This window comes from Caloramator sp. Dgby_cultured_2, from assembly GCF_028872215.1.
GTDB classification, from domain to species: domain Bacteria; phylum Bacillota; class Clostridia; order Clostridiales; family Caloramatoraceae; genus Caloramator; species Caloramator australicus.
In genome coordinates this window covers 1,897,656-1,909,923 of record NZ_CP118396.1, presented here as the reverse complement: position 1 = coordinate 1,909,923, position 12,268 = coordinate 1,897,656, and the positions used below count along the sequence as shown (strand labels likewise).

Annotated in this window: 17 protein-coding genes, 3 pseudogenes and 1 riboswitch; of the genes and pseudogenes, 14 read left to right on the top strand and 6 right to left on the bottom strand. The window is 33.4% G+C overall.

Annotated elements, in window-relative coordinates; genetic code table 11:
* Window position 1: 1 nt before the first annotated feature.
* From PWK10_RS20025 to PWK10_RS13255, 4 genes are read right to left on the bottom strand one after another with little or no spacing between them, the layout of a single operon-like run.
* Entirely contained in the window at window positions 2–340 is a 339-nt protein-coding gene (locus PWK10_RS20025; RefSeq protein ID WP_446715380.1) for a M28 family peptidase, read from the bottom strand.
* Between the two features lie 41 nt (window positions 341–381).
* Entirely contained in the window at window positions 382–693 is a 312-nt protein-coding gene (locus tag PWK10_RS13265) for a M28 family peptidase (protein WP_274766371.1), read from the bottom strand.
* Window positions 690–866: a hypothetical protein gene (locus PWK10_RS13260; protein ID WP_274766370.1), complete on the bottom strand. Its 177-nt coding sequence runs from the start codon at window positions 864–866 to the stop codon at window positions 690–692. The genes PWK10_RS13265 and PWK10_RS13260 overlap by 4 nt, the downstream gene beginning before the upstream one ends.
* Before the next feature lie 29 nt (window positions 867–895).
* Window positions 896–1,384: a hypothetical protein gene (locus tag PWK10_RS13255; protein ID WP_274766369.1), complete on the bottom strand. Its 489-nt coding sequence runs from the start codon at window positions 1,382–1,384 to the stop codon at window positions 896–898.
* Window positions 1,385–1,668: 284 nt separating this feature from the next.
* Here PWK10_RS13255 and PWK10_RS18890 point away from each other — a divergent pair, with 284 nt between their 5' ends.
* The 9 genes and pseudogenes from PWK10_RS18890 (at window position 1,669) to PWK10_RS13220 (ending at window position 7,364) form a co-directional block, all read left to right on the top strand.
* Window positions 1,669–1,803 (top strand): hypothetical protein, encoded by a 135-nt coding sequence (locus PWK10_RS18890; protein ID WP_342455531.1) that lies wholly within the window; start codon window positions 1,669–1,671, stop codon window positions 1,801–1,803.
* Entirely contained in the window at window positions 1,800–2,159 is a 360-nt protein-coding gene (locus PWK10_RS18885; RefSeq protein ID WP_342455530.1) for a CorA family divalent cation transporter, read from the top strand. The genes PWK10_RS18890 and PWK10_RS18885 overlap by 4 nt, the downstream gene beginning before the upstream one ends.
* 43 nt (window positions 2,160–2,202) lie before the next feature.
* The gene (locus PWK10_RS18880) at window positions 2,203–2,487 is read left to right on the top strand and encodes a CorA family divalent cation transporter (RefSeq protein ID WP_342455529.1); all 285 of its coding nucleotides are present in this window, start codon (window positions 2,203–2,205) and stop codon (window positions 2,485–2,487) included.
* Between the two features lie 127 nt (window positions 2,488–2,614).
* Complete coding sequence (locus PWK10_RS13245; RefSeq protein WP_274766368.1) at window positions 2,615–2,908, top strand: hypothetical protein; 294 nt, start codon at window positions 2,615–2,617, stop codon at window positions 2,906–2,908.
* Between the two features lie 246 nt (window positions 2,909–3,154).
* Entirely contained in the window at window positions 3,155–3,748 is a 594-nt protein-coding gene (locus tag PWK10_RS13240) for a GGDEF domain-containing protein (RefSeq protein ID WP_274766367.1), read from the top strand.
* Window positions 3,678–5,833, top strand: a pseudogene (locus PWK10_RS13235) (Tex family protein). Before PWK10_RS13240 ends, PWK10_RS13235 begins: the two are co-directional and overlap by 71 nt.
* 80 nt (window positions 5,834–5,913) lie before the next feature.
* Window positions 5,914–6,270, top strand: a complete 357-nt coding sequence (locus tag PWK10_RS13230) for a cyclic nucleotide-binding domain-containing protein (RefSeq protein ID WP_274766366.1) — start codon at window positions 5,914–5,916, stop codon at window positions 6,268–6,270.
* Window positions 6,271–6,325: 55 nt separating this feature from the next.
* Window positions 6,326–6,580 carry a helix-turn-helix domain-containing protein gene (locus tag PWK10_RS13225; protein ID WP_274766365.1) on the top strand — a complete coding sequence of 85 codons (255 nt, stop codon included), beginning with the start codon at window positions 6,326–6,328 and terminating at the stop codon, window positions 6,578–6,580.
* 32 nt (window positions 6,581–6,612) lie between these two features.
* Window positions 6,613–6,727, top strand: a riboswitch (FMN riboswitch).
* A 74-nt stretch (window positions 6,728–6,801) separates the two neighbouring features.
* A pseudogene (locus PWK10_RS13220) lies at window positions 6,802–7,364 on the top strand (ECF transporter S component).
* 24 nt (window positions 7,365–7,388) lie between these two features.
* Here PWK10_RS13220 and PWK10_RS13215 read toward each other — a convergent pair.
* The gene (locus tag PWK10_RS13215; RefSeq protein ID WP_274768279.1) at window positions 7,389–7,790 is read right to left on the bottom strand and encodes an HD-GYP domain-containing protein; all 402 of its coding nucleotides are present in this window, start codon (window positions 7,788–7,790) and stop codon (window positions 7,389–7,391) included.
* Window positions 7,791–8,054: 264 nt separating this feature from the next.
* Window positions 8,055–8,621 carry an HD-GYP domain-containing protein gene (locus PWK10_RS13210; RefSeq protein ID WP_274766364.1) on the bottom strand — a complete coding sequence of 189 codons (567 nt, stop codon included), beginning with the start codon at window positions 8,619–8,621 and terminating at the stop codon, window positions 8,055–8,057.
* 134 nt (window positions 8,622–8,755) lie between these two features.
* Here PWK10_RS13210 and PWK10_RS20020 point away from each other — a divergent pair.
* The 5 genes and pseudogenes from PWK10_RS20020 (at window position 8,756) to rimI (ending at window position 12,215) form a co-directional block, all read left to right on the top strand.
* Window positions 8,756–10,553, top strand: a pseudogene (locus PWK10_RS20020) (heme NO-binding domain-containing protein).
* A 94-nt stretch (window positions 10,554–10,647) separates the two neighbouring features.
* Window positions 10,648–11,079 (top strand): tRNA (adenosine(37)-N6)-threonylcarbamoyltransferase complex ATPase subunit type 1 TsaE, encoded by a 432-nt coding sequence (gene tsaE / locus PWK10_RS13190; RefSeq protein ID WP_274766360.1) that lies wholly within the window; start codon window positions 10,648–10,650, stop codon window positions 11,077–11,079.
* Window positions 11,076–11,477 (top strand): tRNA (adenosine(37)-N6)-threonylcarbamoyltransferase complex dimerization subunit type 1 TsaB, encoded by a 402-nt coding sequence (tsaB, locus tag PWK10_RS13185; protein WP_274766359.1) that lies wholly within the window; start codon window positions 11,076–11,078, stop codon window positions 11,475–11,477. The genes tsaE and tsaB overlap by 4 nt, the downstream gene beginning before the upstream one ends.
* A gap of 47 nt (window positions 11,478–11,524) precedes the next feature.
* The gene (locus tag PWK10_RS13180) at window positions 11,525–11,773 is read left to right on the top strand and encodes a hypothetical protein (protein ID WP_274766358.1); all 249 of its coding nucleotides are present in this window, start codon (window positions 11,525–11,527) and stop codon (window positions 11,771–11,773) included.
* Entirely contained in the window at window positions 11,766–12,215 is a 450-nt protein-coding gene (rimI, locus tag PWK10_RS13175; protein WP_274766357.1) for a ribosomal protein S18-alanine N-acetyltransferase, read from the top strand. Before PWK10_RS13180 ends, rimI begins: the two co-directional genes overlap by 8 nt.
* Window positions 12,216–12,268: the final 53 nt, after the last annotated feature.

Sequence of the window (12,268 nt, the reverse complement as noted above, 5' to 3'; positions counted from 1 at the left end):
TTTATGATATGGTTTTTTCCTTTTTTAAAACATTTGAATATATCAAAACAAACACGATTAAAAATATTGAAGTTAATATATAAACTACATATCTATTCTCAATTATTTCGCTCTTTTCTATAAAAACTTTCCTTGCCTTTAAAAAATCATCAACTACTAAGAAGGCTTCGTTTATTTTATTGACGCTAATGTTTTCAATTGTATCATAGGGAGTATGAATTTTATCCGTGTCATCGTGGATGAAAGTAACTGCGCTTATATTTTTAAGGTTAAAGGGAACGTGATCGCTATTGTCTTCATAACTTCTACCTAGCTTATGACTATTAAGAAAAGCATCGATAGAATCGCTCCTGTTTAATGAGTATACAGATTTTAATGCGGTTAGAGGGATATCCTTTTAGTGCCGATCATATCAAAATTTATACATTCAGCATTTTCCAAAGGAACAGGGGGATGATTTACAAAGTAGTATGATCCTAAAAGTCCCTCTTCTTCGGCGTTAAAGGCAACGAATATAATGTCTCTACTGGTATATTTGTCTTTAAAGAAGTTGGCAAGCTCCACTAAAAAAGCAACACCGGATGCGTTATCAAGGGCCCCAGGATAAATTCTGTTTATGGCATCAAATCCCACATGGTCGATATGGGCTGTAAAAATTACTGGATAGCCTTCCTTTTTTAATGCCCTTTTCATTGCAACGACATTTTTGTTTTAACCTTTTTAAATTCTAATGGGCTTTTTATCTCAAAGGTATATCCTTTTTTCTGAAATTTAAGTATTTCATCAAAATATTTATTGTCTAATACGATTTTTACAAGACCTTCTTTGTATTCATTTTGAAACTTATAGGTGCTTTTGAAATCCATTCTATTATCTGATATATAGATTATCGCCTTTATACCCTTTGATAAAAGCTCTTTATCAAAATCGTATGTAGAATTAGATTCAAAGGGTCTATCAATAGCAATAAATATATTTCCCTTTTAGAGTCATCGGAATAAATTTTACCTTTAACTTCTCCTCCAATTGAAAGGCCATATATTACTTCTTTATAATCGGTTCCATAAACATATTCCTTAATAAGTTTATTACTATCATATACTTTAAAACTTGCTTTGCCGTTAATGAAGGGAACAAAGGCGTAGAAGGATTGAAAGTAGGTTTTATTATCTCCTATTGGTATTAAATTAGCCCTTTTAAATTTTTCAGCTACTAAATCGCAGGCTAATTCATTTCCTATATCACCGGATAATCTTCCACGATATTTTTCATTAGATAGTTCCTTTATTAGGTTAAAAACGTTTTGGGAGTTAAAGGGAGCTGCAAACACAATGGATTGGAGAAGGATAAAAAAGGACATTATAATTCCCATTAATTTTTTCACAGGACCACCCCATTAATTACATATATTTCTATTATATTCCAATATCCACAGGGTTATCAACAGCTTGTGAATAAATATGTTGATAACCCTGTGATTTTTGTGTGAATTTATATGGATAAATTTAAACTTGTTTTTTTCTTACGATGTTGTAAAGTAAAAATGGATAAAAATTTTTGTGATGAGGTGTTCTATATGGAAGATTTACCCGTCAGTTGCATTAATTTAATATAGAGCCTATTTAGGTCCTTCCTGAGCCTAAATAGGCTCAGGAAGGGAGTGGAAATATGCTGCAAATATTTAAAACCAACTTGGAAGGACAGACATTTGAAATCGATAGCATTGAAAAGGGGTGCTGGATTAATCTTACTAATCCAACGGAGACAGAACTTGAATACGTTTCGCAAAAACAGGCCTTTTGATAGAATTTTTAAGGGCACCCCTTGACGAGGAGGAAAGTTCCAGAATCGAAGTTGACGGTGAACAGATTTCGGTTATCATCGATATTCCTATTATGGATGTCAAGGAAAAATCCCTTCAGTATTATACAATACCTTTAGGCATTGTTTTAAACGATAATGTTATAGTCACGATTTGTTTAAAGGAAAATAAAGTAATCGACGATTTTCTTGCAAACAAAGTAAAATCCTTTTTACCTTTAAAAAATCAAGATTTATACTTCAAATACTTTACAAGGTGGCATCATATTATCTTTGTTATCTTAAGCAAATTGACAAAACAAGCCATATTATTGAGGCAAGGCTTCATAAGTCCATGAGAAATAAAGAGCTTATTCAGCTTCTTTCATTAGAAAAAGCCTTGTGTATTTTTCAACTTCGTTAAAATCCAATGAAATTACATTAGAAAAAATGTTAAAACTTGAGATAATGCAGAAATATCCAGAGGATCAGGATGTTTTAGAAGAGGTTATAATAGAAAATAAACAGGCGATTGAAATGGCAAACATTTACAGCAACATTTTAAGTGGAACTATGGATGCCTTTGCTTCTATTATCTCAAATAATTTAAATATAGTTATGAAGTTTTTAGCATCTATTACCATAGTTCTTTCTATTCCAACTGTTATATCGGGACTTTTGGAATGAACGTTCCTGTTCCCTTTGGTGAACATCCCTATGGATTTTATATAGTAATACTTATTATTAGCGGTATTTCAGCTCTTGTTACCTATATCCTTGCTAAAAAGGATATGTTCTAGAAAGGTCGGGGGTTATGGAATTATTAAATATTTCTTTAAGTTTACTTTGTATCATACTTTTGGTTAGAACTATAAATTTAAAAAAGCAAAATATTAAGGTGTTAAAAACCAATGAAACCCTATTAAAGGTTGCAAGCGAGCTTGAAAATTTTGAGAGCCTTGATAGTATTTATCCAAAACTTTTGAAGTATACGATAGACCTTATTGAGAATGCGGAGACTGGAAGTATATTAATTTATAGCAAGGAAAAGGATGCATTAGAATATAAGGCTGCCGAAGGATTTGATATTGAGATTTTAAAAAAATAAATCTTAAAAAGGAAGAGCTTTATCTTTATAAGTCAACAAGGTTAACTCAACCTGCTATTATTAAAAATCCAAGGAAGTTTGATGATAAAAATTTGCATAAGGAAAATTACAAAAATTATTAGAAAATGATTGCCTGAATATAAGTTCTACCCTTTCTGCTCCAATATATGTTGATGGGGAGTTTTTGGAGTTATAAATGTTGATAATACAAGAAAAGAAGATGCCTTCAATAAGAATGATGTCAAAGTGATTAAATATATAACTACCCAATTAGAAGCAGCCATAAAAATTGCAAAGCTTATGGATGATTTGAAAAATATATTGAAGATCGATTACCTGACTGGGCTTTACAACATGAGAAGTTTAGAGGAAATTATTGAGAATTTATTATCCGGTAGAAAATATTTTGCTTTTTGCATTATCGATTTAAACGATTTTAAAGGGATTAATGATTCCTTTGGACATAAAAAGGGCGATGAGGTCCTTAAATATTTTGCTTCAGCTTTAAAAAGATATTTTTCTAATGATTCTATAGTATTTAGATATGCAGGTGATGAATTTGCAATAATAAATTTTAAAGGTATAGATGAACTTAAAGAAAAAATTAAAATATTTAGGGAATATTTAATATCAAATCCTATAGACGACATTACCATAAAGTTTAGTGCTGGATATTGTGACTCTGATATGTGTAATTGCTTAGATGATGTGATACTTAAGGCTGACAATGATATGTATAAAGAAAAAGGAAATTTAAACTTGAGGTGGTTTGATGGATATAATAAGCATACTTTCAAAGGAGCTCAATATAAGTCAAGGACAAGTTCAAAATACTGTTAAACTTATAGATGAAGGCAATACCATTCCATTTATTGCAAGATACAGAAAGGAAGTCACAGGTGGCCTTGATGATATAACATTAAGAAGGCTTTATGATAGACTTAGTTACTTAAGAAGCCTCCTGGCAAAAAAGAAGAGGTAAAAAGGCTTATAGGAGAACAGGGAAAGCTTACAAAGGAAATAGAGGAGGCAATTGAAAGGGCGGAGACAATAACGGAGGTTGACGATATATATAGACCCTTTAGACCTAAAAAAGAACTAGGGCTACTATAGCAAAAGAAAAGGGACTAGAACCTTTAGCAAATATTATTATTTCGCAAAGCTATGATGATGAACTATATAAAATTGCTGAAGGATTTATCGATAGCGAAAAGGGTATTCTAACAGTAGACGATGCGATATCGGGGGCATTAGACATTATTGCCGAGGAAATATCGGATAATGCCGATTACAGAAAATTTATTCGAAATATAACCTTCAGAGAAGGGATAATTATAACGAAGGCTACGAAGAATGAAACTTCACCCTATGAGATGTATTATGACTATAAAGAACCTGTAAAATCAATACTTCCCCACAGGGTTTTGGCAATAAACAGAGGTGAAAGGGAAGAATTTTTATCTGTAAAGATAGAAGCTCCTGTCGAAAAAATACTGGCATATCTTGAGGGAAAAATAATAAAGCGTGAAAGGGATAAGGAGATCCTGCAAAGGGCTATAAAGGATAGCTATCAAAGGCTTATTGAGCCTTCGATTGAGAGGGAAATAAGAAACGATTTAACAGAAAAGGCAGAGGAACAGGCAATAAGGGTTTTTGCAGAGAATTTAAGAAACCTTCTTATGCAGCCGCCAGTAAAGGGAAAAGTTGTTTTAGGCTTTGACCCTGGATTTAGAACCGGATGCAAAGTTGCCGTTGTAGATGAGACAGGGAAGCTTTTAGATACAGCAACGGTATATTCGACAGCGCCTCAAAATGACATTGAGGGAAGTAAAAAATAATGAAGGAGCTTATATATAAGCATAATGTTGATATTATATCCCTTGGCAATGGGACGGCATCAAGGGAGTCTGAAGTTTTTATATCGGAGCTTATAAAGGAAACAGAAGAGGAAAGCGGTAAAAAACTTTACTATGTAGTTGTCTCTGAAGCTGGGGCATCGGTTTATTCTGCATCTGAGCTTGCAAGTAAAGAGTTCCCCGATATTAATGTTTCTTTAAGGGGGCTATTTCCATTGCAAGAAGGCTTCAGGATCCTTTGGCAGAACTTGTAAAGATAGACCCAAAGTCTATAGGCGTTGGACAATACCAACATGATGTATCCCAAAAGGCTTGATGAAACTTTAAAGGGTGTGGTTGAGGATGTTGTAAACAACGTTGGAGTTGATCTAAATACGGCATCGGTATCTTTGCTCTCCTATGTTTCAGGTATAAACGCTGCTATTGCAAAGAACATAGTAGAATACAGAGAACAAAATGGAAAATTTACAGATAGAAGACAGCTTTTAAAGGTTAAAAGGCTTGGGGAAAAGGCTTTTGAACAGTGTGCAGGATTTTTAAGAATCCCTGAGAGCCAAAATCCCCTTGACAATACTGCAGTGCATCCAGAATCCTATGAAGCTTGTGAAAGGTTCTTAAATATACTAGGACTTAATATTGAGGATGTGAAGTTAAGAAATCTATCTAATCTTGATGAATTTGTTGAAAAAAACGGTGGAGTAGAGGAAATAGCAAAAAGATAAACTGCGGTGTTCCAACTCTTGTAGACATAATAAAGGAGATTAAAAAACCTGGAAGGGATCCAAGGGAGGAGCTTCCACCACCAATATTTATGTCTTCCGTTATGGAGATGGAACACTTGAAAAGCGGCATGATTCTTATGGGAGCTGTAAGGAATGTTGCCGATTTTGGTGTGTTTGTAGATATAGGAGTCCATCAGGATGGACTCATCCATAAATCTGAACTTTCCAATAGGTTTATAAAACACCCAATGGAAGTTGTTAAGGTTGGAGATATCGTAAAGGTTAAGGTTTTAGATGTAGATATTAAAAGAAAAAGAATAGCCCTTTCTATGAAAAATGTTGAATAGTCCGGGAGTTTTCTCGGACTATTAATTATTGTTAATTTCTTCCGATAATTTTATTGTAGCCTTAAAAGGGAGAGGGTAGGATGAAAAAAGATACATTCATGGTTGGGGTTGACTATAGAAAAATATTAGAAAACGAACTTAAAGGTGGACTAAAAAGAATCATTTACTTTAAAAATGAAATAATTACGAGGGAAGCCTTTAAGGATGATTATATATATTTTTTAGATACGGGAAAGGTTATTTTGATTAAAAAGGATATTGAAGAAAGGGAATATTCTGTTGGATATGTTCTTCCTGGAGAGCTTTTTGCCTTATCCTCCTATTTAGGTATGGAGGAAATTGCAACCTATAAGGCTCTAACAAGCTGTGTTGTTTTAGCTGTAGATGCATTATACCTTAAAAAAGGCTGCAATTTTCTTTTGAACTTAGGGATTTAATTTCTTTTTAGTTATAAAATCCTTTAGAAATCTCAACATAAGGCAGGCTAATTTAATGTTAAAGGACAGCAAACAAATTTTTATTAACTTTTTAATAGAACATATTAATATTTTTGGAAGGGAAGAAGATGGTAAGATTACTATTGATTTAGATATAAACATAGGAGAAATTTCTAAAATTTTAAACATGTCGCGGGAAACTGTATCAAGGATGCTATCTGATTTAAAAGGGAAAGGTATAATAGAAGGGAATAGAAAACAAATAACAATCAAAGAATATGGTAGATTATTGGAAATAAAAACTTCTTGAAATTATTAGAAAAATTTGATAATATGTATACAGAATATCTTCGGGGCAGGGTGAAATTCCCGACCGGCGGTAAAGCCCGCGAGCCGAAAGGCTGACCTGGTGAAATTCCAGGGCCGGCAGTTAAAGTCTGGATGGGAGAAGGTATTATTATCTTTTTCTCCCTTTGCCCCTAAAAAAGGGAGGTTTTTTATGGAAAAAATCAAGTCAAAAATCTATCAAAAATGATCAAAATTTCTATTCTTTCTGCAATTGCTCTTATTCTTATGTTTTTGAATTTGCCCTTCCTATTTTCCCAGACTTTTTAAAAATCGATTTAAGTGAAGTTCCTGTTCTTATTGGGGCCTTTGCACTAGGACCTTTGTCAGGAATTTTAATTGAACTTATGAAAAATTTACTCCATTTTGTGATCAAAAGTCAAACGGCAGGAATAGGCGAGATGGCAAACTTTTTAGTTGGGTGTTCCTTTGTTCTCCCTGCAGCCTATATTTATTCTAAAAACAAAACAAGAAAAGGAGCAATGGTTGGCCTGCTTTTAGGGGTAGTAATAATGGTGATATCAGCATCACTATTAAACTATTTTGTGCTTTTACCTTTATATGAAAAAGTTTTAGGTTTCCCAATAAGCGCAATTGTAGAATGGGCATCTAAGGTTAATAAGAACATAAAGGATGTTAATTCCTTAATTGTATATAGCATAGCACCGTTTAATTTGTTAAAAGGAACTTTTGCATCGCTAATAACTATTCTTATATACAAAAGGGTATCGCCGATACTCCATAAATAAAAATATAAGGCACCGAAGGGTGCCTTATATTACTTCCTTAAGATATTTTAATGCTGTGCTGCATATTTCTCCTTTGTCAACCATAGATTGAATTATACTTATGGCCTTATCCTTTTGAAGCCCTTTTCTATAGGGTCTATCTGCAGTCAAAGCCTCGTATATATCACAAACTGCCATAATCCTTTCTTCTAAAGATAATCCTTCTTTATCAAGACCTAATGGATATCCACTTCCATCTAGTTTTTCGTGATGATTTGCAGCCCAGTTGGTAATATCCTCAAGTCCCTTTACTCTTGAAAGAATCAACCTTGTATAATAGGTATGGCTTTTTATTATATTTATTTCTCTAGAGTCTAAAGCACCGTTTTTATTTAGAATTGAATTTGGGATGGCAAGTTTCCCAGCATCGTGAAGGAGAGCTGCAATTTCAAATTTAACTCTTTTTCCTCATCGAAGCCCAAATAAGTAGCTATTTTTAATGCTAATTTTGTAAGATTTGTGGAATGTGTGTAAGTAAAGGGGCTTTTTTATCTATTATGTCGGCAAACACATATGACATTTGCCTCAGTTCTTCTAATGTAAATGTGCTTATTATTTCAGGTTTTATAGAATCAAATATATCTTGAAAATTGCCTATGTTTTCAACATCCCACCAAAAATATTCCTTTGATTGCACATCTAAAAATAGATCTACAATGTAGGGGAAAATAATTTTCCTTTACTTGATTTAATATTTTCCAATATAAACTGCCTTTGCATGAAATTAGGGATATTTTCATCATACATAAGCTCAAAGGCATCTGAGAGCCTAATTATTTGGGAGATTAATGGAATTTCATCTCCTTTTAGCATGAAGGGGCCTGTCCCATCATAGTTTTCATGATGAAACTTAACGGCATCTGAAATAGTTTTGTTTAATGGAAGTTTATCAATAAGGATGCTCCCGTTTTTACTATGGTTTAATATAAATTCAGATTTTAAATGGGCCTCAATTAGTTGACCGGTGCCAGTTATACCTATATCATGAAGGGAGGAAGTAATAAATAAATTCCTTAAGAATATTTTATCCTTTGAAATTTTTTGACCTATTTTCATTGATATATATGTTGTTCTTTTGGAATGATTTAAAAATTTATGTTGAAAGGTTGACCCAAAAATCATTTTTGAATTAATATTTTCATTAAAGGTAGCATATTCACAAAGATCAATGGCAAGGCTTAAGGAGGACAATAAATCATGGGAATTTAATTTTAGCATAGTATCACCCTTTAAATTTTTGTTACAAGGTTATTATAAACTTAATTTTAACGAAATTCCACCCTTCTTAAAGATAATTGTTATTTGTTGAAGAATTTTGTCCGAAATGTTATAATGAATTTGGGGGTGTTAAAATGAAGGGAACTGCGGTTTCTACATGGATAAGAACCTGTAGGAAAATTACAAATAATGAGATTGTCGACAAATCCCTTGAGTTTATCGGCTTTAGTAGGGATAAAATTTTTTCACCTTTGGAGGATGTTGAAGATGAAAAGGTATATAAACTAATATCAAATATAGCAAAGCTTTCAGGAAAATCCTATGAAGCTCTTTGGAGGGAAATTGGAATAGATAACGTATTAACTTGGTCAAAGGATTATCCTGCCTTTTTAAACATGACAGCCTTTATGGATTTTTAAAATCCATGAACGATGTTCACAGACAAGTAACAAAAAGGATTACAGGTGCAAGACCACCTGTTCTAGACCTTGAAGCTATTTCCTCAAGGGAGGCTATTTTTACTTATAGATCCAAAAGGGGAATGTTTGATTACTTTTTGGGACTTTTAGAAGGAGCATCTAAATATTTTAATGAAAAAATTGAAGTAGAACAGATAGAAAAGACGCAGGATATGCTAAAGCTAAAGTTAACCTTTCAAGATGAAATATATATTAAGAAAAAGTATAGGTTAAACAAGTTATTTTCCTTTGGAATAACTAAAAATTTAAACGTTAAAATTGCCCTTTTAAGTTTTATAATATATTCGATATTAAATGGAATTACAATTGCTATAAATAAAGAAATTGCAGGTTTTATTTCCTTTGTATATGCTTTACTTTCACCCTTTATAGCCTCCTATCTTTTAACAAAACCCTTTGATGTAATAAAGGAAGAGATAGGAAAAATAAACAACAATGATTATTCAGAAAAATTGGATATAGAGACAACGGACGTTTTTGAAGAAATATTCAATCTATTAAAGACGTATAAGACCAAGGTAAGACAGGATTTTGTATCCTTTAAGGGTATGACGGATGAGATGAATACCTTCTCCGGAAAACTCTCAGATATAGCAGAAAAGATGAACATAACTTCAAATGAGATATCTTCAGTGGTTGAGCAGGTTGCAGGTGCTGCCATGATGCAGGCACAGGAGACGGAATCATCAGTTGCCCTATTGAACGATAATGTTGAATCTATAAAGACAGTCGTTCAGATCGAGATACAAAACAAAGATGAGCTTGAGGATGCTGTTGAAAAGATAGAAGATAGTTTTGCTAATGTAAGCAATACGGTAGATAAATTAAATAAAATTTTAAATGAATTTTCAAATGTAATAGAAAACAGCCAAGAATTACAAAAAGGGCAAAGGGAATAACAGAAATCGTTTCAATGGTATCATCGATTGCTGCCCAAACAAACCTTTTAGCCTTAAATGCTTCAATTGAGGCAGCAAGGGCAGGAGAAGCAGGAAGAGGCTTTGCAGTTGTTGCAGATGAGGTTAGAAAGCTTGCAGAAGAGTCCCAAAGGGCTGTCAATGAAATCAATGAAAATCTTACAAAGTTTATTGAGGATATAGATAGTTTAGTTGGTGGAATAGGAGTTCAATTTGATGAACTTAGCAATGAAAGTATTGTATTGAAGGATGCTATAGAAAAGAGCGGGGTAGCTAAAGATAAGATAGTTCAAGTTGCAGGCAAGATGATTGAAACTTCTAATAGACTTGAAAGGGAAACTGAGTCAATAGCTGAGATTTATGGCAAAATTGAATCCCTTGCAGCAATTGCCGAAGAAAACTCTGCATCTTCTGAGGAGGTTAGCGCTAATGTTGCAACCTATGCAGAAGAAATTAAAAAGCTCACCCATAATATTTCTGAATTTAAGAGGATGACGGAACAATTTAAGGAGGATATTGATCTTTATAGACTATAATCCCTAAAAGGATTCCCTTTTAGGGATATTTTTGTTGTAAAATGCCAATTGGTATTATAAAATATATATGAATTTTACTAAAGGATGTGGAAGGATGAAGGTAAAGTCCAATTCGCAGGAGATGACCTTTGAAATAGGGTTAAAGATTGCAAAGCTTTTGAAACAGGGAGATGTAATAAGCTTAAACGGGGATTTAGGTGCAGGAAAAACCCATCTTGTTAAGGGTATAGCAAAGGGATTAGAAGTGCATGAGGATATTACAAGTCCAACCTTCACTATAGTTAATGAATACGATGGTAAAATGCCCCTATATCATTTTGATGTTTATAGGATTTCAGATATATCAGAGCTTTATGAGATAGGTTTTGAGGAATACATATACGGTGAAGGTGTTTCTGTTATTGAGTGGGGCAATCTAGTTGAGGAGCTTTTACCAGACTATACAATAAAGATAAACATTAGGATTTTAGATGATAATACAAGGGAGATAGAAATTTTAAATTTTAATAAGGAGCTGATATTGTGAGGGTATTAGCGATAGAATCCTCCTCTTTTGTAGCATCGGTTGCGATAGTTACTGAAGAAAAGGTTGAGGGTGAAATTTTTATAAACAATAAGCTTCAGCATTCTGTTCTGCTCTTCCCTTTAATAGAAGATATGTTTAAAACCTTGGATTTATCAGTTGATGATATAGATGCAGTTGCTGTATCCGGTGGTCCTGGCTCCTTTACAGGTCTTAGGATAGGAGTTGCTGCAGCAAAGGGAATAGCTCAAGGGAAGAATTTAAAATTTATTGGAGTTTCAAGCTTGGATGCAATGGCCTTTATGCAGGTTGGCTTTGATGGAATTATTGTCCCTATAATGGATGCCTTAAGGGATAATGTTTATACTGCACTTTATAGATTTGAAGGGGAAGGCTCATAAAAATTAGCGATTATGAAGCTTTACACATAGACGAACTTATTGAAAGGGTGAAGGAAGAAAAAGCACTATTTTGCGGAGATGCTGTAAAAATCCACAGGAAAAAGCTGGAGGGCAATAATTTTTACCTTTCAACTAATACTTCAAACTTACCAAGGGCAAGTGCCCTTGGGGAACTTGCCCTTTTAAGGCTTATGGAAGGGATGGAGGATGATATATTTACCTTTAGTCCTATTTACATAAGAAAATCCCAAGCAGAAAGGGAATATGAGAAAAAGGTGGGAATAAAGCTTGAGTGATTTTTTAATAAGGGATATGAAGCTTGAGGATATAGATGATGTCGTTAAGATTGAACATTTGAGTTTTAAAACGCCTTGGACCTATGAGGCTTTTTTGTCGGAGATAACACGAAATAAAGTTGCAAAGTATAGGGTTATTGAAAAGGGCACAAGGGTTATAGGCTATTATGGACTTTGGCTTTTATATGGGGAAGGACATATTACAAACATCGCCGTTCACCCTGAATTTAGAGGGATAGGCCTTGGGAATATGCTCTTGGAGGATATTATAAATATATCTAGGGAAAATAAAATACATGCATTAACTTTAGAGGTTAGAGTTAGCAATACAGTTGCGATAAATTTATATAAAAAATACGGTTTTATTGAAGTTGCAAGAAGAAAGGGATATTATTCGGATACCGGTGAGGATGCGATTATAATGTGGAAGTATGATTTATAAGGCTGCCAATGGCAGCCTTTTTCGTTGACAAGAAATAGGAAAAGTGGTAACAT